This is a genomic window from Aeromonas sp. s2, assembly GCF_040907935.1.
Lineage (GTDB): Bacteria > Pseudomonadota > Gammaproteobacteria > Enterobacterales > Aeromonadaceae > Aeromonas > Aeromonas dhakensis.
Genome location: NZ_JBFOCR010000009.1, coordinates 634,997 through 653,952 on the forward strand (window position 1 = coordinate 634,997; position 18,956 = coordinate 653,952).

The following is an 18,956-nucleotide window of genomic DNA, read 5'->3' on the forward strand; positions in this document are numbered from 1 at the left end:
AGACCGTACAAACAGCACCTCGGCCGGTACCCTCTCCCTCTGGGAGAGGGCTAGGGTGAGGGCTCGGCTCACATGTGTTTGACGCGGCGCTTCACCTCTTCCTGCTTGCCCGCGTTGAAGGGGCGCGCATCCGGGCTGCCGAGATAGCCGCAGACACGGCGGGTCACCGACACCTTGGCCGGGTCGTGGTTGCCACAGCGCGGGCAGGTGAAGCCCTTGGAGGTACACTCGAACTCGCCGGTAAAGCCGCACTCGTAGCACTCGTCGATGGGGGTGTTGGTACCGTAGTAGGGCACCTTGTCATAGCTGTAGTCCCAGACGTTCTCCAGCGCCTCCAGGTTGTGCTGGATGTTGGGGTACTCGCCGTAGCAGATGAAACCGCCGCTGGCGATGGGCGGATAGGGCGCCTCGAAGTCCAGCTTGTCGTACGGATTGACCTGCTTTTCCACATCGAGGTGGAAGCTGTTGGTGTAGTAGCCCTTGTCGGTCACCCCCGCCACCACGCCAAACTCCTTGGCGTCGATGCGGCAGAAGCGGGAGCAGAGGTTCTCGCTCGGGGTGGAGTAGAGGCTGAAGCCGTAGCCGGTCTCCTCCTTCCACTCGTCGGTGGCCGCCTTGAGGCGCTCGACGATGGCGATGGCCTTCTGCTGCAGTTCGGCACTGTCAAACAGGTGAACCTGCTCGCCAAACAGGGCGTTGATGGTTTCGTGCACCCCGATATAGCCAAGGGAGATGGAGGCGCGGCCGTGCTTGAAGATCTCGCTGACGTTGTCGTCCGCCTTGAGGCGCACGCCGCAGGCCCCTTCCATGTAGAGGATGGGGGCGACCCGGGCCTTGACCCCGTCCAGGCGTTTGATGCGGTACATCAGCGCGGTCTTGGCCACCCGCAGGGCGGCATCCAGCTTGTCCCAGAAATCCGCTTCATCGCGGGATTTGAGGGCGATGCGCGGCAGGTTGAGGCTCACCACCCCTAAGTTGTTGCGCCCTTCATGAACCAGCTCGCCCTGCTCCTCGTAGGCACCGAGGAAGGAGCGGCAGCCCATGGGGGTCTTGAAGGAGCCGGTTACCTTGACCACCTGATCGTAGTTGAGGATGTCCGGGTACATCCGCTTGGAGGCGCACTCCAGCGCCAGCTGCTTGATGTCGTAGTTGGGATCGCCCTGTTTGTGGTTAAGGCCATCCTTGATGGCGAACACCAGTTTCGGGAACACGGCGGTCTTCTTGTTCTTGCCAAGGCCGGCGATGCGGTTGCTCAGGATAGCCCGCTGGATCAGGCGTGACTGCCAGCTCTCGCCCAGGCCAAAGCCGAAGGTGACGAACGGGGTCTGACCGTTGGCGGTGTGCAGGGTGTTCACCTCATATTCCAGCGACTGGAAGGCGTCGTAGCACTCCTTCTCGGTGCGGGCCATGGCATAGGCATCCACATCGCCGATGCCCCACTCCAGCGCCACTTCCCGGTGCTTCTCCCAGCTGATGGTCACGTAGGGAGCCAGCACTTCGTCGATGCGGTTGATGGTGGTGCCGCCATAGATGTGGCTCGCCACCTGGGCGATGATCTGGGCGGTCACCGCGGTGGCGGTACTGATGGACTTGGGGGTGTCGATCTCCGCGTTGCCCATCTTGAAGCCGTGGGTCAGCATCCCCTTCAGGTCGATCAACATGCAGTTGAACATGGGGAAGAAGGGGGAGTAATCGAGATCGTGGAAGTGCAGATCGCCGCTCTCGTGGGCCTGCACCACGTCGCGGGGCAGCATGTGGCTGGTGGCGTAGTGCTTGGCGACGATGCCCGCCAGCAGGTCGCGCTGGGTCGGGATCACCTTGGAATCTTTGTTGGCATTCTCGTTGAGCAGGGCCGCGTTGGTCTGCTCAACCAGGCCGCGGATCTCCTGGGCCAGCCGGCCGCGGGCCTCGCGAGCCTGATCCCGGTCGTGACGGTATTCGATGTAGGCACGGGCGATGGCCTTGTCGTCGGAGGCCATCAGGTGGTTCTCGACCCGGTTCTGGATCTCGTGGATGTCCACTTCTCCCCGCCCTTCCAGCTCCTGGCTGACGGCGGCGGCAATGCGCTCTGCCAGCGCCGGACTGGCCTGATTGACCGCCTCCGCCGCTCGGCCCACCGCCTCGGCAATCAGCTGGGCATTGAATGGTGCGCGACATCCATCACGTTTGATCACAACCGGTTTCATGGAGTTTCCCCGTTAAAAAGGCCAGGCTCTCGCCCTCGGCTTACCCTTGTTTGGCCCCCTTCTCCACGCCTCGTCCTCGGCGCAAATAAATTCAGCCGAGGCTTGACAAGCCTGGGCTGACGATGAGAAGGGAACAGCTTTTACACAGCTTAATAACACAACATATAGGGATTAAAAACGAATGCAGCCCTATATGTGGTGTCTATTAGGCACCAAAGCGGGGTCGTATTTCTTGATCCAGAACAGGTTTTGAGGCGAGTGGCGCAGTTCCCGACCAGCCACAAAAGGCACCATACGAGACCACTCTCAAGCCTGGTGCGGGCTAGCGCCCGATGCCGGCCAGCGAGAAAAAGATTTCCCCTCCGACAGTAATTGACCGGCACCGGCTGGCCCAGGAGTGAACATAATGAATGACAACACCCCTGTGCCGATGGGAAGCCATATGACCAAGCCTTTGTTGCTGCTACTGTTGCTGTGCCCCCTGTCGCTGCGGCTGTGGGCTGCCGAGATCCTGGTGATCAGCAGCTACCATCCCGAGTACCTGTGGGATCAGAGCTACAACGCCAGCCTGGTGGCCAACCTCAAGGGCGAGCACCACATCAGCCACTTCTACATGGATACCAAGCGCCGCCCCGCCGAAGAGTTCGACCAGATCGCCGAACGGGCGCTCGCCTACTACCACCAGGTGAAACCGGATCTGGTGGTGCTTGGCGATGACAACGCCATCAACTACCTTGCCACCAGCATCGCCTCCCTCGGCACCCCGGTCGTGTTTCTCGGCATGAACGAGAACCCGCGCCACAAGGGGCTGGTCGGCCACCCCAAGATCACCGGCGTGCTGGAGCGTCCCCTGCTCAAGCGCAACATCAGCGAGATGAGCCAGCTGATGGGGGGGATCAAGAAGGCACTGGTGCTGTTCGATTCGAGCAACGTGGCCCTGACCGCCATCGAGGATGAGTTCAAGACCCAGACCGAGTTGCGGGTCGGCCAGACCCGGGTCAACAGCCAGTTGCTCGGCGACTACGACCTGTGGCAGGAGGCCGTGCTCAATGCCAGGCAGAACGGCTATCAGGCGATCTTTATCGGCCTCTACCACACCCTCATCGATGAGCAGGGTCGCCACGTGGATGAACGCCAGGTGCTGGAGTGGACCAGTGCCCACAGTCCGGTGCCGCTGTTCTGCTTCTGGGAGTTTACGGTGGGCAAGGGCAAGGCCATCGGCGGCCTGGTGCTGGATGGGCACGATCAGGGGGCCAAGGCGGCCGAGCTGGTCAATGCCATTCTGGAGGGAGCCCAGCCCAAGACTCTGGCGCCGCGGGCTGCCCTGCGCGGCGAGTATGTGTTCAGCAAGAGCGAGCTGGCCCGCTGGCAGCTCACCCTGCCCGACAAGTGGCGCTACAAGATCCTCTGGCGTGATTGAGCCTCGATCATTGCCCTCATAACGAAGAACCCGGCATGGCCGGGTTCTTCGTTTATCTGGTTGAGCCAGCGACTCAGCCCTGCAGCGCCTGCTGCAACTCCTCTTCGGTCCAGACGGTGATGCCAAGCTCCTGGGCCTTGGCCAGCTTGGAGCCTGCCGCCTCCCCCGCCACCAGCACATCGGTCTTGGCCGACACCGAGCCCGCCACCTTGGCGCCGAGCGCCTGCAGCGCCGCCTTGGCGTCGTTGCGCGACAAGGTGGTGAGGGTGCCGGTCAGCACGAAGGTCTTGCCGGCAAAGGGCTGATCGCTTGCCTCCTTCTTCTCGATGGCGGGCCAGTGGATACCGGCGGCCAGCAGGGCCTCCAGCACCTCGATGTTGTGGGGCTGGCGCAGGAAGTAGTAGACATGCTTGGCCACCACGTCCCCCACGTCGGCCACTTCCAGCAACTGCTCCACCGAGGCGGCACGCAGGGCGTCCAGGGTGAGGAAGTGATTGGCGAGGTTCAGCGCAGTCGCCTCCCCCACTTCGCGGATCCCCAGCGCAAACAGGAAGCGCGGCAGCGTGGTGCTGCGGGCCGCATCGATGGCCGCCACCAGATTGAGGGCGGACTTCTGCCCCATCCGCTCGAGCCCGGCTAGCTGGATGGCATTGAGGCCGAACAGATCGGCCGGGGTCTTCACCAGCCCCTTGTCCACCAGCTGCTCGACTATCTTGTCGCCGAGGCCGTCCACGTCCATGGCGCGGCGTGCGGCGAAGTGCTTGATCGCCTCCTTGCGCTGCGCCTCGCAGAACAGGCCGCCGGAGCAGCGGGTCACCGCCTCCCCTTCCAGCCGCTCTACCGCCGAGCCACACACCGGGCACTCGGTCGGGAAGAGGATTTCACGGGCATCGCTTGGACGCTGGGCCTCCACCACCGCCACGATCTGCGGGATCACGTCCCCGGCCCGGCGCACGATCACGGTGTCGCCGATCATGACGCCAAGGCGCTCAATCTCGTCGGCATTGTGCAGGGTGGCGTTGGAGACGGTGACGCCGCCGACGAACACGGGTTTGAGCTTGGCCACCGGGGTCACGGCGCCGGTGCGACCGACCTGGAACTCGACGTTTTCGAGCAGGGTCATCTCCTCCTGGGCCGGGAACTTGTGGGCGGTGGCCCAGCGCGGCGCACGGGCCACGAAGCCGAGCTCCTCTTGCAGGGGAATGGCATCCACCTTGTAGACCACGCCGTCGATCTCGTAGGGGAGTGCACCGCGACGGGTCAGGATGTCGTCATGGAACGCCTGACAACCGGCAGCCCCCTCTTTGAGTTTCACCTCCGGGCTGAGCGGCAGCCCCCAGGCATTGAGCCGGGTGAGGCGGCCGTAGTGGGAATCTCCCAGCAACTCGCCACCAACCCCCACCCCATAGGCGTAGAAGCTGAGCGGACGGCTGGCGGTGATGCGCGAGTCGAGCTGGCGCAGGCTGCCGGCGGCGGCGTTGCGCGGATTAACAAACACCTTCTCGCCGGCGGCCAGCGCCCTGGCGTTCATCGCCTCGAACCCCGCCTTGGGCATGAACACCTCGCCGCGCACTTCCAGCCGAGCCGGCCACCCCTCGCCACGCAGGGTCAGGGGAATGGCCTTGATGGTGCGCACGTTCTCGGTGATCTCCTCACCCGTGGTGCCATCGCCCCGGGTGGCGGCCTGCACCAGCTGGCCGTCCACATAGAGCAGGCTCACCGCCAGGCCATCCAGCTTGGGCTCGCAGCAGAAGGTGAAATTGACCTCCCGCTTGAGGCGATCGCTCATGCGCTGTTCAAACGCCTGCAGCTCTTCGCTGCTGAACACGTTGTCCAGGCTCAGCATGGGGATCTCGTGGCGCACCTGCTTGAAGGCGGTGAGCGGCTGACCGCCCACCCGCACGCTCGGCGAGGCCGGGGTTTTCAGCTCGGGATGGTCGGCCTCCAGCGCGATCAGCTCGCGCATCAGGCGGTCGTATTCGGCATCCGGCACTGTGGGGTTGTCCAGCACATAGTACTGATGCCCATATTCGGTAAGCAGCTCACACAGTTGACGGTGGCGGGAGAGGATATCGCTCATGAAAAAGTCTCGAAGTGTGATGAAAAAACCGGCCAGCGGAGCAATAAAAATGCGGCACCTGGGTACCGCACTTTTGATTCATTCGACCCGCCTGGCGTATTAGTCGCGACTGGCCTCGTAGGCGGCCAGCTCGTGCCGGTAACGGGCGATGGTCTCGTCACTCAGCGGGCTGCGATCCACGTCAGTCAGCATGGCATCGAGATCGCTGGCCAGCTGGTCGGCAGACTGCAGCATGTGCTCGAAGGCAAAGGCTGCGTTGCTGCGCAGCGGCAGTTGCATGAAGAGCGACACACCCGGAGTGGTGAACTGCTCCATCCGGTACGGGTTGAAGGTACCCGGCTTGACCATGTTGATCATGGAGAAGAGCACTTCGCCCTTGCCGTTGAGATCCTCGTGGCGATGGAAGATGTCCATCTCGCCAAACTTGAAGCCCAGCGCCAGCAGGGAAGAGATCAGGGTCGCCCCCTGCAGGTCGTGGCCGGGGCGCGCCATCAGGTTGATGACATAGACATCCTGCCAGATCTTCTCGACCGGCTGACGTTCAATCTGCGGCTCCTGCACCGGCTCTTCATAGGCGGGCTCCTCGTAGGCAGGCTCGGGGGCTGCGTAACGGGGCTGCGCCTTGTATTCGGGCGCGGCGGCCTGGGCCTGTTCACGGGCACCGAAGGTGGGCGCGGTGGCGTAGGCTGGCTCCACCAGCGGCTCTTCGTCCAGCGGCTGCAGCAGCGGCTCGCGCTGGGGACGGGAACGGTGGACCGGGGTACGACGGATCACCTGGGCAGGCTTGCGCACCGGCGCGGCAGGCACTTCCTCCACAGGCTCGGCGGCCGGCTCCTCATACTCCTCCTCTTCATAGACGGGAGGCGGGGGCACGGGGCGAGCGGCAGGCTTGCGTACCACGGGCGGCGGCAGATCGGCGTCATCATCTTCTTCATCATCGAAGGCGGACGCGGGGGCGCGACGGCTGACGTCCGGCTGGCGGGGTTCATCATGGTGGAGCTTGGGCTCGGCACGACGGCCACCGCTGACCACTCGCACCTGACCGATGCCATCGCTGTCGAAGGCGTCGTTGTCACGATCCCGTGATTTGGATTCCATCCGACCCAGAGGTTTCTCTTTGATCGGTGCCTGACGATTCTTTCTGTTGCTCCACAACCCGTGAATGAGCAATGCCGCGATGGCAATACCGCCCAGGGCAACCAAGATGTAACGCAATTCCTGCATTAGCTGCTTCTCTTTCTAGTTTTGCTCAGCCAAAGCGACGGCTTCACCGATATCGACCGACACTATGCGCGAAACCCCGGGCTCTTGCATCGTGACGCCAACCAGCTGCTCAGCCATCTCCATGGAGACCTTATTATGACTGATGTAAACGAACTGTACTGTGCTCGACATCTCTTTGACAAGAGAACAGAAGCGACCGACGTTCACTTCATCGAGCGGTGCATCCACCTCATCCAGCAGACAGAAAGGTGCCGGATTGAGTCTGAAGATGGCAAAAACCAGCGCAAGAGCGGTTAACGCCTTCTCCCCCCCGGAAAGCAGGGCAATGGTAGCATTCTTCTTACCCGGAGGTCTCGCCATGATGCTCACTCCAGCCTCCAAAAGATCATCGGAGGTGAGCTCAAGCCAGGCACTGCCCCCACCGAACACTTTTGGAAACAGGGATTTTAAATCTTCGTTGACCTTATCGAAAGTGTCACGGAAGCGTATTTGTGTCTCTTTATCAATTCTTTTAATGGCTTGGCTCAAGGTTTCCAGCGCCTGCTCCAGATCCTGGCACTGGTTTTCCAGGTAGCTTGCGCGGGTTTTCGCCTCTTCATACTCCTCCAGCGCCGCCAGGTTGATGGCGCCAAGCGCCTCCACTTGCGCCTCCAGGGTCTGGATCTCCTGGCGCAGCTTGCCGCGATCAGCCGCTATCAGCACCGCCTGATCGAGATCCACCAGCCGTACCCCCAGCTCTTCGAACTGCTCGTGCAACCCCTGCCGGCGGGTGAGGTTGCGTTCGCGCTCGAGCCGCAGGGTCGCCAGCTTCTCCTGTATCTGCACCAGTTGCTTGTGATCGGCGCTTCTGGCCTGCTCCAGCTCGGTCAGCTGGCGATCCAATTCTGCAAGCCGCTGATGACAGGCAAGTTGCTGCGCCTCGAGGCTGCGCTGCTCGGCCAGCAGGGGCGACAGATCCTGACTCGAAGTGGCCCCCGGCTCCTTGAGCTCGGCCAGCTCCAGCCCAAGGCGGGCCAGCTCCTGCTCGCGCAGGGTGATGAGCTGGCGCAGGTTCTGCTGCTCCAGTTGCAGCCGCTGGCAGGCGGCCTGCTGCTGTTCACGACGCAGGCGGGCCTCTTCCACAGCGCGATCCGCCGTGCTCGCCTGCTCCTGGGCGAGCAGCAGCGCTTCGGCAAGCAGCTCCCCCTGCTCCTGCAGCTCGCCGAGGGCCGCTTCATCCTGCTCAAGCCGCTCCCCGGCCGACACCAGACGCTGCGCCTCCTCAGCCTGCTCCTTATCCAGCCGGATCAACTCCTCTCCCAGCTGGCCGAGGCGCTGCAACCGCGCCTGGCGCTGCCCTTCGCGCAGGCTCCAGGCCTCGCGCAGTTGCTGCCACTGCTGCTCCTGCTCGCGCAGGGTGCGCTGGGCCAGTTCATGGGCGCTGTGCAGCTGGGCCCGCGCCGCATCGGCAGCGGCAAACTGTTCATCGAGCCGGCGCAGCGCCTCCCGGCCCGCGACCAGCTCGCTGTGCAACCGCTCACGTTCGCCGAGCAGCGCCAGGGTGCCGAGGGCCATGCCCTCCCCCAGATCCGCCCAGTTGGGGCCGAACCAATCACCGGCAGGAGTGAGCAGCGACTCACCGGCAGAGAGGCTGTGCAGGCGGGCCTGCACCTCCTCCCGGCTCTCTGCCAGCCAGATGGCGTTGAGGAAGGCGGGTATGTGCTCACCGCCCAGTTGCGCCGCCAGGGTGCCGGCAACCGCCGGCCGGGCCGGGCCAATCCAGAGCCCGGATTGCGCCAGATTGCACTCGTCCGCCGGCGTGGCGGTGAGCCAGCGACCGAGCACCTTGTCCAGCCCCCGGGCCCACTCGGGGGGGACCTGCAGCCGATCCGCCAGGGTGGCGCCCGCCATCTGCTCCCCCAGGATCTGATCCAGGGTGGCGAGGCGCGCCTCCAGCTCGCGCAGCAAGCCCTGCTGGCACCCCTGCGCTGCCTTGAGCTCTTCGTGGCGGGCCACGCCGGCCTGCCACGCGGCTTCGGCTTCCTCATGGCGGGCGCGGGAGAGCGAGAGCGTCGCCGCCAGCGCATCGAGCGCCGGTTGCAGGTTCTCCCCCTCCCCGCCGAGGGGGCCGGCCTGTTCATCTTCCAGCTTGAGACGGGCCAGCCGGGTCTTGGCCTGCAGTTCCTGCAAACCGTTCACCTCGGCGCGGGTCTGGTTGAGCCGCCCCTGCAACTGGCCAAGCTGCTGCTGCCACTGCTGCTGGCGCTGGCGCGCCTGCTCGAGCCGCTCGCCCGCCGCCGTGCGCACGCTCTGCTGGTCGGTAAGCAACTGCTCACACTGCTCGAGGCACGCCGACGCCACCTCCCCCTGCAGAGTGCTTTCGCCCAGTTGTTCCAGTTGGCCGGCCAGCTGGGTCTTGAGCCCCTCGATGCGCTCACCGAGGGCCTGCCGCCTTGCCTGCCAGTCTCGACCGAGTTCGGTTTGGTGCAGTTGCTGCTGCTCGAGGCGGGCGATGGCCTGGCCGCCGAGAAAAATCTGTTGCTGACGGCTGGCCTGTTCGGCCAGCGCCTCCTGGCGGGCGACCGACAGGGTGACGTGGCGCCCCTCATCAGTGGTGCGCTTGGCATCGAGGGCCGCCAGCGCCTGCTCGGTCTGGGCCAGTTCGGTCTTGGCCTCGCCCAGACGCGTCTCCAGCGCCCACAATTCCGAGCCGATCAGCTCGGCGCGAGCAGCGCGACTGCGGCTCTTGAGCTGCTTGTAGCGCTCGGCGGTCTCAGCCTGGGCCTTAAGATGGTCGAGGCGCGACCCCAGTTCGCCGCGGATGTCGCCGAGGCGCTCCAGGTTCTCCTGGGTATGGCGGATGCGCTGTTCGGTCTCCCGGCGCCGCTCCTTGTAGCGGGAGACCCCGGCAGCCTCTTCCATGAACAGCTTGAGATCGGCGGGGCGGGACTCCACCAGCCTGCTGACGGTGCCCTGCTCTATGATGGCGTAGCTGCGCGGCCCGAGGCCGGTGCCGAGGAAGAGGTCGGTCACGTCCTTGCGGCGGCACTTCTGGCCATTGATCTGGTAGTGGTTGGAGCCGTCGCGCAGCACTTCGCGGCGCACCGAGATCTCGGTAAAGCGGCCGAACTCACCGGGTACCCGGTTGTGGGGGTTATCGAACACCAGCTCCACCGAGGCGCGGCCGTGGGCGCTGCGGTTGATGGAGCCGTTGAAGATGACGTCGGTCATGTTCTCGCCACGCAGATGGCGGGCGGAGCTCTCCCCCAGCACCCAGCGCACGGCGTCGATGACGTTGGATTTGCCGCAGCCATTGGGCCCCACCACGGCAGTCATGTCGGCGTTGAGTTCGATGCGGGTCGGCTCGACAAACGACTTGAAGCCGGCGAGTTTGATCAATTTCAGACGCATGGCGGCCTATGTCGGTAACGAAATAAAGAGGAGGCGGGCAGGCGACTTTACCAAATCAAAAGCTTGTTTGTAATATGCTGGCAGTTTCCCATGAACAGATGGAGCTCCGATGAGCCACTCCCCCCGTATGGTAAAAGACTCGATCAGTGGTGCAGACTACTTTCTGCGCGGCTTCTCCCTCATTCGCCAGCCCGGCATCCGCACCTTCGTGCTGATCCCCCTGCTGGTCAACTTCGTGCTGTTTGCCGGGGCCTTCTACGCCCTGCTGCTGCAGCTGGATGGCCTGTTCGCCTGGCTGCACCAGCAGATCCCGAGCTGGCTCGACTGGCTGGACTACCTGCTCTGGCCCATCGCCCTCATCACCATACTGGTGGTCTTCTCCTTCCTGTTCAGCTCGGTGGCCAACTGGATAGCCGCCCCCTTCAACGGCCTGCTGGCGGAGAAGGTGGAGCAGGCGCTCACTGGCGAGGCCGCCAACGACACCGGCATGCTGGACATCGTCAAGGATGTGCCACGCACCTTCGGTCGCGAGTGGATCAAGCTCAAATACTACCTGCCCAAGGCCATCGGCTGCCTGATCCTGTTCCTCATTCCGGTGGTGGGCCAGACCCTGGCGCCTGTGCTCTGGTTCCTGTTCAGCGCCTGGATGATGGCGATCCAGTATGTCGACTATCCGTTCGACAATCACAAGATCGACTTCATCACCATGCGCGACGCCCTCAAGCAGCGCCGCGGCAAGTGCCTGAGCTTCGGCGCCCTGGTCACCCTCTTCTCCGCCATCCCGGTGGTGAACCTGTTCGTGATGCCGGTCGCCATCTGCGGCGCCACCGCCATGTGGGTCGATCACTACCGCAGCGAACAGCTCAAGCGCTGACCCGGACAAGCATGATGAAAAATGGGGGCGAAAGCCCCCTTTTCATTACTTAATCTAATGCATATATGAGTTTGCTTGTCCCGCCAGCGCTAGATTGTTAGGATGCGGGCCTTTCTCGCACCCTGGGATATCTCATGTTACATGCACTCTTCTTGCTGGGCCTGGTGGCCGAAGGGATGACAGGCGCGCTGGCCGCGGGCCGGCGACGGATGGACTTGTTCGGCGTGGTGATCATCGCCTCGGCGACGGCCATCGGTGGCGGTACCATCCGCGACGTACTGTTGGGCCATTACCCCCTGCTCTGGGTCGAACACCCGGAGTATGTGCTGCTGGTCGCCGGCGCGGCCATGGCCGGCGTCATCTCGGCACCGCTGATGCGCTATCTCGGCAAGCTGTTCATGGCGCTCGATGCTCTGGGGCTGGTGGTCTTCTCCATCTTCGGTGCGGCCAGGGCGCTGGAGATGGGTCATGGCGCCGGCATCGCCTGCATCATGGCGGTGGTGACGGGGGCCTTCGGCGGCGTGCTCAGGGATCTGCTCTGCCAGCGCATTCCGCTGGTGTTTCGCCGCGAGCTCTATGCCGCCATCTCGCTGGTGACCGCAGCCCTCTACTGCCTGGCGCTGGATCAGGGCCTGCCTAACGACTGGGCCGCCTTCGGTGCCATCGGCATCGGCTTCGTGCTGCGCCTGCTGGCGGTGCGCTTCAAGTGGGGGCTGCCCACCTTCCACTATCAGTACGCCGCGCACTGAGCGCGCCAGCTTCTGGCGAGCCGGTACGGATCACAACCAACAAAAAAGCGCCGATCAGGCGCTTTTTTGTTGGGCAAGGGGGGCAGCAACTGCCTCAGTTGATCCCTTCCGAGCTGAAGAAGGTCGCCTTGTCGGCGATGAAACGGATCTTGATGTTCTTGCCCTCGTTGCCCCAGATGCAGCTGGTGGTGCCCAGCGCATCGTCACAACGCTCGGCCTTGCCGAGGATGCTGCTCGCCTCGGCATAGCTGATCCCCATCTTGAGCTTGTCGTAGTTTTCGCGGTTGAGCTTGCCACAGCCGGTCAGCAGCAGGGCAATCAGCCCGCCAAGCAAAATATGTTTCATCTGGTTCTCCTCTGCATGGTGTCCAGAGCCTATCAGCTCGACCACCCCGCTGACCAGTCACCCGCCGGGCCGATGCGGCCAGCAAACCGCCGTTACCAGCTGCGCACGGGCCCGGTGTCGAGGTGCACGAAGTTGTCGCTCGGGTAGTAACCGACGCCGCCCACCTTGAGATGGAGCGCCGCCTTGCGCAGGTGCGCCAGCTGTACCCCGGGGATCCGCACGTCCACCGCCTGCCCCAGGGTGTGGTAGCTGTGCTTGGCCACCCCGCGGCTGCGACTGCGCTTCTGGCGATTGGTCACAGGGGAGCGATAGCCCGAGATGAGCTGGATTTCGCCGTGGCGACCCAGCTTGTGCTGCAGCAGGTAGAGCTGGTCGAACAGCTTCCTGTCGATGTTGAACACTTCGTTGCGACGGTAGTCGCGAAAGATGTGGTTGAGCTCGGCCAGCCCGTCTTTCAGATAGCGGCCATCTTCCCAGTAGCTGGTGCGCACCCGCTCACCGGTATTGAGATTGAAGAAGCTGAGTTCACGTCCCGCCGTACTGCGACTCGCCATGGCGGGGAAGGACAACAGCGAGCCCCCCAGCAGGCAACCGGCACCCAGCAGCAGGCGACGTCGGCTTATCTCTTGATCAAGCATCCCTTGTCCGTCCATCGCAATGTTGAGGTGAAACCGTTGAATGAATTTGATACAGGCGCTTGAAACTACCCGCCGAGCCGGCCGCTGTCAAACCGCGAGGTGCCATGAAAAAGCCCGGCGCAGGCCGGGCTTTTCACTCTGTGGCGAGGATCACAGCAGGCGACTCTGGTAGCTGACTCGATCAAATCCATAGATGTCGTTGCGCAGTTGCTGACGCCCCTCCTCGTCGATCCAGCTGCTCCAGTAGACGGTGAACACCGGGATCGGGGTGGTCAGCGGCAGCCACTTGGTCTGGCTCTCTTTCAGGATGTTGGCCACCTTGTCGGGCTGGTAGCGGGAGTCCGCCAGCAGCAACTCGGCCAGATCGTCGGCGTGCTCCACCCGGATGCAACCCGAGCTGAAGGCGCGCGCGCCCTGCTCGAACAGCGCCTTGCGCGGGGTTGAGTGCAGGTAGATCGCCTCGTTGTTGGGCAGATAGAACTTGTAGCGACCCAGTGCATTGTGATCGCCGGGCTTTTGCCGCAGACGATAGGGGAAACCGGACGCCAGTGCCTGCTGCCAGCCCTCTTCGGTGAACTGTACCGGATTGCCTTCGCCGTCGATCACCTCGAACTGCTCGCGATTGAGGTAGGCGGGATCGCGCCCCAGCTTGGGCAGAATGTCCTTGCTCAGGATGGAGCGCGGCACGTGCCAGGCCGGGTTGAGCACGATGGAGCGGATCTCGCTGGCGAGGATCGGGGTAGCCCGCTGCTCCTTGCCCACGATCACCCGGCTGGTAAACACCTCGTTGCCGGACTCCACCACGCTCAGCCGATAGTCGGGGATGTTGACCAGCACGTAGCGGGCACCGGAGAGCTGATCCACCAGATCGCGTCGCCACAGGTTGCGCAGCAGCAGGCTGGCGCGCACCTCGGGCCCGGTGTTGAGCCAGCTGCGGGTCTGCCGGCCTATGATGCCGTCGGCGGTCAGGCCGTGGCGGCGCTGGAACTGCTTGACCGCCTGCAGGGTGTCGTCGTCGTAGGTGGCGTCGTCATGGCGCGGGGCCGTGTCGCCCAGCTCGTTGAGGATGGAGCGGATCTGGCCCAGCTCCGGGGAAACCTCGCCGGCTCGCAGGGTTGGCATGGTCAGGGTCGGCCACCTCTTGGCCATGGGCAGCGCCAGCAGCTTGCGCACTTCCTCGCGCACCGCCTCGTATTCCGCGACCTGGGGTCTGAGCTGTTTGACCTGTTCCAGCAGGTTGTCGCCGGCCGGCTCGTGAGCCAGCGGCTTGTTCAGATTGAGTTTGAGGGTCTGCATCTGCTCGCGGGAGACCAGATCCATGGCGCGCCAGGCCTGCTGGAACCGGGCCAGCTTGCCAAACGCCTCGTCATAGAGGGCGCCACGCTGATCTGCCGGCTTGGCCTGCAGCTTCTTCCAGAGCGTATAGAAATCCGGGTGCAGCTGGGCCAGCACGGCCTCCTGCAGTTGCTGCTCCAGCTCTTGCCTGGCCTGCTCCGCCGTCCGGTTCTGATACCAGTCGTGCTGCTCCGCCGCATTGCTCACCACCACCTGGCCTTCGCTGGCCTGTGCCATGGCCGCTGGCCAGCAGCCCAGCCAGATCAGGTTTGCCAATGCCAGCCAATACTTCTTCCCCATGCTTACCTCAAGATAGGTTCACTTCAATCCGTCAAACCCGGCGGTCAAGGCGCTCATCATGCGTGAATGCCCGCGACTTTGCTAGCCGGCGGGCGCATAGCGCCGCCAGATAATGTCATACTCATTTGTTGCTTTAAACTTGGCCAGCTCTCGATTGAACTCCCGCACGAATTCGGGGGACAGCCGTTTCTTGCTGAACATGAAAAAGGTCGGTGCTTCATATACGGCCATGGCATGGGGCACGATCAGATCGCTCAACCCCTCCTTCTTCAAGCCCCAGGGGGTGGCCAGCACATCGCCGAGAAAACCGTCGATGCGTCCCAACACCAGCTTGCCGTAGTTCTGCTCGTCGTTCACCACGCTCACCTGAGCGGCATAACGACGCAGCAGCTCGCTGATCTCGGCGCCGTAGTAGTAGTCCTTGGTGATCCCCAGGGTATGCCCGTCAGCCAGCCAGCTCGCCAGGTCGGTGTCGGCATAGGCGTCTGACTTGCGGATCCAGAGCACGCTGCGGCCCGGATTGTAGGCATCGGAAAACCAGGCATAACGGGCACGATCCTCGTTGAAGTAGGCCTCCATGGCAATGTCGACAGACCCCAGCGCCAGACCGTGCAACACCCGTTTCCAGGGCATCTCCACGTAGCTGGCCTTGCAATCCAGCCGTTTGAGCATGGCGTTGAGCGCCTCGATGGCAAAGCCCTGCAGCTCTTTCTTGCCGGCCGCGGCCTCGAGGTAATAGTGATAGGGCGGCCAGTTGTCATAACCGATCCGCAAGGGAGCAGGGCACAGCGCATTTGCCGATACCAGCGGTGTCAGCAACCAGAGCATCCAGCAGCAGAGTTTCAGCTTCATGGGTCATCCTTGACGGCGTATCAGCTCATCATAAATCGGCCTCGGCAAAATGGCGACAGATCCTGCCACAGGGATGCAGACCATGATCGGGGCACCGAAAAAGCGGCATCGCCCGAGCAGAAAAGGGGCCCGGCCAGCCCGCCACAACAGGGCCTGGGGGCTAGCTAAAAAGAGGGAGAAGCGACATTTGGAACACCAATCAGAAAGGGGTTAATATGTGACCAAATATATTTTTGTGATCCACTATGCTTTTTTTGCAATTGGATTAGCATATGCGCGAAATCAGCCTACAAACCGTGAGGCGCAGAGAGTGATATGACGTACAAAAAGTTTGGTTTTCTGACCGCCATCATGGCGCTGAGTGGTTTCTATCTCTACACCCTCTATCTGGCCGCCCACCCCAACGTGAGCCTGGCCTACAAGCTCTATTACCTGGAAGGCAAGACCCGCTTCTGGGAGCACAACTCCAGCATGACCTATCAGCCCGGCAACGAGCTCAATCTGACCAAGCCGAGCCGCTTCCTCTCCAGCGAAGGCTGGGCCAAGAAACCGAGCGCGGACGGCACCGAACTGAGCGGCCAGGGCGGCCTCTATTTCGTGCTGCCCAAGCAGCAGGCACAGCCGGAAGAACTGACCATCCAGGCCCGGGTCAACAGCCCGCAGGCCGGCGCCCTGCTCAAGGTGGCACTGGGTCACGATTTCACCACCACCGTCAAGCTGGCCAAGGCCGGCATCAACGAGATCCGTCTCAGCCTGCCGGGCGAGTCGCTGACCTCGGATCCCAAGCGTCCCAACTTTCTGGCGCTCTCCGCCCCGACACCGCTCAATGTCCAGTCGGTGCGCTTGACCGTCGCCCAGTAAGACGTATTCTCCAATACGCTGTTTTATAAAATAATTTTCCAAATAAGGAAGTTTTCATGTCGCATGCCGATTTTCGACTCTCTCTGATCGTTCCCGTTTACAACGAGGAAGAGAGCATAGATGCCTTCATCAACGCGATAGATAACGAACTGGCGCCGCTCAAGGATCAGCTGGAAATTGTATTCGTCAACGATGGCAGCCGCGACCACACCCGTGAAGTCGTCGAGCAGGCCATCGCCCGCGACCCGCGCGTCACCCTGGTCAACCTGGCCCGCAACTTCGGCAAGGAAGCGGCCATGACCGCCGGCCTGCATCACGCCAAGGGTGATGCCGTGGTGCCGATGGACGTGGACCTGCAGGATCCGCCCTCGCTCATTCTCGAATTCGTCAAGCTGTGGCAGACCGGCGACTACGACACCGTCTACGGCATCCGGGTGGATCGCAGCGCCGACACCCCGATGAAGCGTCTCACCGCCGGCGGCTTCTACCGCTTCTTCAACGCCCTCTCCACCAGCACCAAGCTGCCGGAGAACGCCGGCGACTTCCGTCTGATCGACCGCAAGGTGGTCGAGGCGATCAAGCAGCTGCCGGAGCGCAACCGCTTCATGAAGGGGCTGTTCGCCTGGGCCGGTTTCCGTGCCGTCGGTGTGCCCTACGAGCGCCCCGCCCGCCACGCCGGCGAGACCAAGTTCAACTACTGGAAGCTGTGGAACTTCGCCCTCGACGGTCTGATGAGCTTCTCCAGCTGGCCGCTGCGGGTATGGAGCTACGTCGGCGTCGGCGTATCCTTCGTCGCCTTCCTCTACATCCTCAAGATCGTCACTCAGGTGGTCTTCTTCGGCATCGACGTGCCGGGTTACGCCTCCCTGATGTCGGTGGTGCTGTTCCTCGGCGGCATCCAGCTGCTGTCGCTCGGCATCATCGGCGAGTACATCGGCCGCATGTTCGTGGAAGTGAAGCAGCGCCCCGTCTACCTCATCGAAGGGGTCTACGGCCAGTATGCCAAGCAGGATGAAGAGCCCAAGCAGGACGCCGCCAGCGGCAGCAAGAAGAGCGCCGGCAAGAAGGCTGCTGCCGCTAAGGCCGCTGATGACCAGCAGGAGCAGGCTTCTCAATGATCTCCCGCGAGGAATTCTGGCGGCTGGTACGTTTCGGGTTTGTCGGCGGGGGGGCCACCCTCGTCGATCTGGGCACCTCCATCGCCCTGTTTCACACCTGGCCCACCATCTCGGAGCACCTGGTGACGACGTTGGCCTTTGCCATCGCGTTCTGGTTCTCCTTCTTCGGTCACCGTTACATCACCTTCCAGAAGCAGGGTGCCGCCAGCAAGTTCCTGCTGGTCGCCCTCTTCTCGCTGGCGGTGCGTAACCTGATATTGAGCGGTCTGCTGTTTGCGGGTCTTTCCGGTCTGTTGCCGGTGGTGATCGCCACCCTGACGGTCACCGTGCTCACCTACCTCCTCTCCAGGATCTGGGTATTTGCCTGATGAATGACATGACTACCACCACTGCCCCCGACCAGGTGGCGCCCTATCGCCCGTCACTTCGCATCAGCGGTCGCGACTGGCTGATGATCATCGCCGCCTTCGTGCTGAGCCGGGTCGCCCTGTACGGCATGGGTTACTTCGGCGTCCAGCTCTACGGCGCCACCGACATAGGCCCGCTGCAGGCCTATTGCCAGTTTGACTGCGTCTGGTTCCAGCGCATCATCGAGAACGGCTACGACCTCTACCCGCGCTGGCTGAGCAAGGGCAACGCGGCCAACTGGGCCTTCATGCCGCTCTACCCGATGATCTCCGGCACCCTCTCCAACCTGCTCAACGTCGAGAGCCTGATCGGCCTGATGCTGGTGGCCAACCTGGCGTTCTTCGCCAGCCTGCCGCTGATGCTGCTGGTGCTGCGCCAGCTCAAGCTGGGTGACGATACCGCCCGCTTCGGTGTCTGGCTGCTCGCCTTCTCCCCCTTCTCCGCCTACTTCGTCTCCGGCTATACCGAGTCGATGTTCATGGCGCTGATGCTGGGGATGTTCCTGTTCGCCTATCGCCAGCAGTGGCTGATGGTGGCCCTGCTCGGCGTCTTCATCTCCGCCACCCGCAACCTGGGGGTGATGATGGTGTTCCCGGTGCTGATCCTGGCGCTGCAGGCCTACGGCTGGCGCGAGTTCTTCCGCTTCACCGAGCGCGCCTTCAAGGTGGTGTTCACCCTCTGGATGATCCCGCTCGGCCTGTTCGCCTACATGTTCTATCTCTATCACCTCACCGGTGACGCGCTGGCCTTCAAGCACATCCAGGTGGCCTGGGGCCGTTACATGGACAGCCCGCTGGACTGGTGGCTGAGCGGCTTCGAGCTGGGCGGACGCAAATCCTACCTCTCCATCATGGTGATGTTCGGCTGGGCGCTGAACCTCTATCTGTTCAGCCAGAAGCGCTGGGCCGAGGCGACCCTGATGTTCATCTGCTGCACCATTCCGCTGATGACAGGGCTCAATGCCATGCCGCGCTACATGTTCGGCCTCTATCCGACCATGCTGGCGATCGTGCTGTTGACTCATCGCTGGCCGGCCATTCGCCCGGCCGTGCTCTGCCTGAGCGGCATGGTGGCCTCCTTCATCGCGGTGGCCTTCGTCAACTTCAAGTTCTTCACCGTGTGACGAAGGTGGCAATGCAACAAGCCGGTCTATCGACCGGCTTTTTTTATGGGCA

The 18,956-nt window shown here is 63.0% G+C and carries 15 protein-coding genes; 7 read left to right on the forward strand and 8 right to left on the reverse strand.

Annotated elements, in window-relative coordinates; translation table 11 throughout:
• Positions 1-68: 68 nt before the first annotated feature.
• Complete coding sequence (gene nrdD, locus AB5Y81_RS07835) at positions 69-2,186, reverse strand: anaerobic ribonucleoside-triphosphate reductase (protein WP_279484688.1); 2,118 nt, start codon at positions 2,184-2,186, stop codon at positions 69-71.
• Between the two features lie 442 nt (positions 2,187-2,628).
• Here nrdD and AB5Y81_RS07840 point away from each other — a divergent pair, with 442 nt between their 5' ends.
• Positions 2,629-3,606 (forward strand): ABC transporter substrate-binding protein, encoded by a 978-nt coding sequence (locus AB5Y81_RS07840; protein WP_017787821.1) that lies wholly within the window; start codon positions 2,629-2,631, stop codon positions 3,604-3,606.
• Between the two features lie 73 nt (positions 3,607-3,679).
• Here AB5Y81_RS07840 and ligA read toward each other — a convergent pair whose 3' ends face one another.
• The 3 genes from ligA to AB5Y81_RS07855 all read right to left on the reverse strand — a co-directional run bounded on the left by ligA (position 3,680) and on the right by AB5Y81_RS07855 (position 10,300).
• Positions 3,680-5,686, reverse strand: a complete 2,007-nt coding sequence (ligA, locus tag AB5Y81_RS07845; RefSeq protein ID WP_260750765.1) for an NAD-dependent DNA ligase LigA — start codon at positions 5,684-5,686, stop codon at positions 3,680-3,682.
• A 99-nt stretch (positions 5,687-5,785) separates the two neighbouring features.
• Entirely contained in the window at positions 5,786-6,910 is a 1,125-nt protein-coding gene (zipA, locus tag AB5Y81_RS07850) for a cell division protein ZipA (RefSeq protein ID WP_279484689.1), read from the reverse strand.
• Positions 6,911-6,925: 15 nt separating this feature from the next.
• Entirely contained in the window at positions 6,926-10,300 is a 3,375-nt protein-coding gene (locus tag AB5Y81_RS07855) for an AAA family ATPase (protein WP_279484690.1), read from the reverse strand.
• Between the two features lie 109 nt (positions 10,301-10,409).
• On the opposite strand from AB5Y81_RS07855, the gene cysZ reads away from it, so the two are divergent.
• On the forward strand, positions 10,410-11,174 hold the full coding sequence (gene cysZ, locus AB5Y81_RS07860; protein WP_017779872.1) for a sulfate transporter CysZ: 765 nt from the start codon (positions 10,410-10,412) through the stop codon (positions 11,172-11,174).
• A gap of 134 nt (positions 11,175-11,308) precedes the next feature.
• On the forward strand, positions 11,309-11,923 hold the full coding sequence (locus AB5Y81_RS07865) for a trimeric intracellular cation channel family protein (RefSeq protein WP_005303366.1): 615 nt from the start codon (positions 11,309-11,311) through the stop codon (positions 11,921-11,923).
• Between the two features lie 94 nt (positions 11,924-12,017).
• On the opposite strand, the gene AB5Y81_RS07870 is transcribed toward AB5Y81_RS07865, so the two are convergent.
• The 4 genes from AB5Y81_RS07870 to AB5Y81_RS07885 all read right to left on the reverse strand — a co-directional run bounded on the left by AB5Y81_RS07870 (position 12,018) and on the right by AB5Y81_RS07885 (position 15,394).
• Entirely contained in the window at positions 12,018-12,269 is a 252-nt protein-coding gene (locus AB5Y81_RS07870) for a hypothetical protein (protein ID WP_017779871.1), read from the reverse strand.
• Positions 12,270-12,361: 92 nt separating this feature from the next.
• Positions 12,362-12,907: a DUF882 domain-containing protein gene (locus AB5Y81_RS07875; protein WP_005303369.1), complete on the reverse strand. Its 546-nt coding sequence runs from the start codon at positions 12,905-12,907 to the stop codon at positions 12,362-12,364.
• Between the two features lie 150 nt (positions 12,908-13,057).
• Positions 13,058-14,542, reverse strand: a complete 1,485-nt coding sequence (locus tag AB5Y81_RS07880; protein WP_279484691.1) for a murein L,D-transpeptidase — start codon at positions 14,540-14,542, stop codon at positions 13,058-13,060.
• 81 nt (positions 14,543-14,623) lie between these two features.
• On the reverse strand, positions 14,624-15,394 hold the full coding sequence (locus AB5Y81_RS07885) for an ABC transporter substrate-binding protein (protein ID WP_211051607.1): 771 nt from the start codon (positions 15,392-15,394) through the stop codon (positions 14,624-14,626).
• Between the two features lie 315 nt (positions 15,395-15,709).
• Between AB5Y81_RS07885 and AB5Y81_RS07890 the strand changes: the two genes are divergently transcribed.
• Genes AB5Y81_RS07890 through AB5Y81_RS07905 form a run of 4 tightly spaced genes read left to right on the forward strand, consistent with a single transcriptional unit; the run spans position 15,710 to position 18,904 of the window.
• On the forward strand, positions 15,710-16,255 hold the full coding sequence (locus tag AB5Y81_RS07890; protein WP_005303374.1) for a hypothetical protein: 546 nt from the start codon (positions 15,710-15,712) through the stop codon (positions 16,253-16,255).
• A gap of 56 nt (positions 16,256-16,311) precedes the next feature.
• Positions 16,312-17,373, forward strand: a complete 1,062-nt coding sequence (locus AB5Y81_RS07895; RefSeq protein ID WP_017779869.1) for a glycosyltransferase family 2 protein — start codon at positions 16,312-16,314, stop codon at positions 17,371-17,373.
• Positions 17,370-17,741, forward strand: a complete 372-nt coding sequence (locus tag AB5Y81_RS07900; protein WP_005303379.1) for a GtrA family protein — start codon at positions 17,370-17,372, stop codon at positions 17,739-17,741. The genes AB5Y81_RS07895 and AB5Y81_RS07900 overlap by 4 nt, the downstream gene beginning before the upstream one ends.
• Entirely contained in the window at positions 17,741-18,904 is a 1,164-nt protein-coding gene (locus AB5Y81_RS07905; RefSeq protein ID WP_043170790.1) for a membrane protein, read from the forward strand. Before AB5Y81_RS07900 ends, AB5Y81_RS07905 begins: the two co-directional genes overlap by 1 nt.
• Positions 18,905-18,956: the final 52 nt, after the last annotated feature.

Excerpts from the sequence above, each read along its gene's own strand:
- nrdD (WP_279484688.1), bottom strand. The coding sequence starts at position 2,186 with ATGAAACCGGTTGTGATCAAACGTGATGGATGTCGCGCACCATTCAAT.
- AB5Y81_RS07840 (WP_017787821.1), top strand. The coding sequence starts at position 2,629 with ATGACCAAGCCTTTGTTGCTGCTACTGTTGCTGTGCCCCCTGTCGCTG.
- ligA (WP_260750765.1), bottom strand. The coding sequence starts at position 5,686 with ATGAGCGATATCCTCTCCCGCCACCGTCAACTGTGTGAGCTGCTTACC.
- zipA (WP_279484689.1), bottom strand. The coding sequence starts at position 6,910 with ATGCAGGAATTGCGTTACATCTTGGTTGCCCTGGGCGGTATTGCCATC.
- AB5Y81_RS07855 (WP_279484690.1), bottom strand. The coding sequence starts at position 10,300 with ATGCGTCTGAAATTGATCAAACTCGCCGGCTTCAAGTCGTTTGTCGAG.
- cysZ (WP_017779872.1), top strand. The coding sequence starts at position 10,410 with ATGAGCCACTCCCCCCGTATGGTAAAAGACTCGATCAGTGGTGCAGAC.
- AB5Y81_RS07865 (WP_005303366.1), top strand. The coding sequence starts at position 11,309 with ATGTTACATGCACTCTTCTTGCTGGGCCTGGTGGCCGAAGGGATGACA.
- AB5Y81_RS07870 (WP_017779871.1), bottom strand. The coding sequence starts at position 12,269 with ATGAAACATATTTTGCTTGGCGGGCTGATTGCCCTGCTGCTGACCGGC.
- AB5Y81_RS07875 (WP_005303369.1), bottom strand. The coding sequence starts at position 12,907 with ATGCTTGATCAAGAGATAAGCCGACGTCGCCTGCTGCTGGGTGCCGGT.
- AB5Y81_RS07880 (WP_279484691.1), bottom strand. The coding sequence starts at position 14,542 with ATGGGGAAGAAGTATTGGCTGGCATTGGCAAACCTGATCTGGCTGGGC.
- AB5Y81_RS07885 (WP_211051607.1), bottom strand. The coding sequence starts at position 15,394 with ATGAAGCTGAAACTCTGCTGCTGGATGCTCTGGTTGCTGACACCGCTG.
- AB5Y81_RS07890 (WP_005303374.1), top strand. The coding sequence starts at position 15,710 with ATGACGTACAAAAAGTTTGGTTTTCTGACCGCCATCATGGCGCTGAGT.
- AB5Y81_RS07895 (WP_017779869.1), top strand. The coding sequence starts at position 16,312 with ATGTCGCATGCCGATTTTCGACTCTCTCTGATCGTTCCCGTTTACAAC.
- AB5Y81_RS07900 (WP_005303379.1), top strand. The coding sequence starts at position 17,370 with ATGATCTCCCGCGAGGAATTCTGGCGGCTGGTACGTTTCGGGTTTGTC.
- AB5Y81_RS07905 (WP_043170790.1), top strand. The coding sequence starts at position 17,741 with ATGAATGACATGACTACCACCACTGCCCCCGACCAGGTGGCGCCCTAT.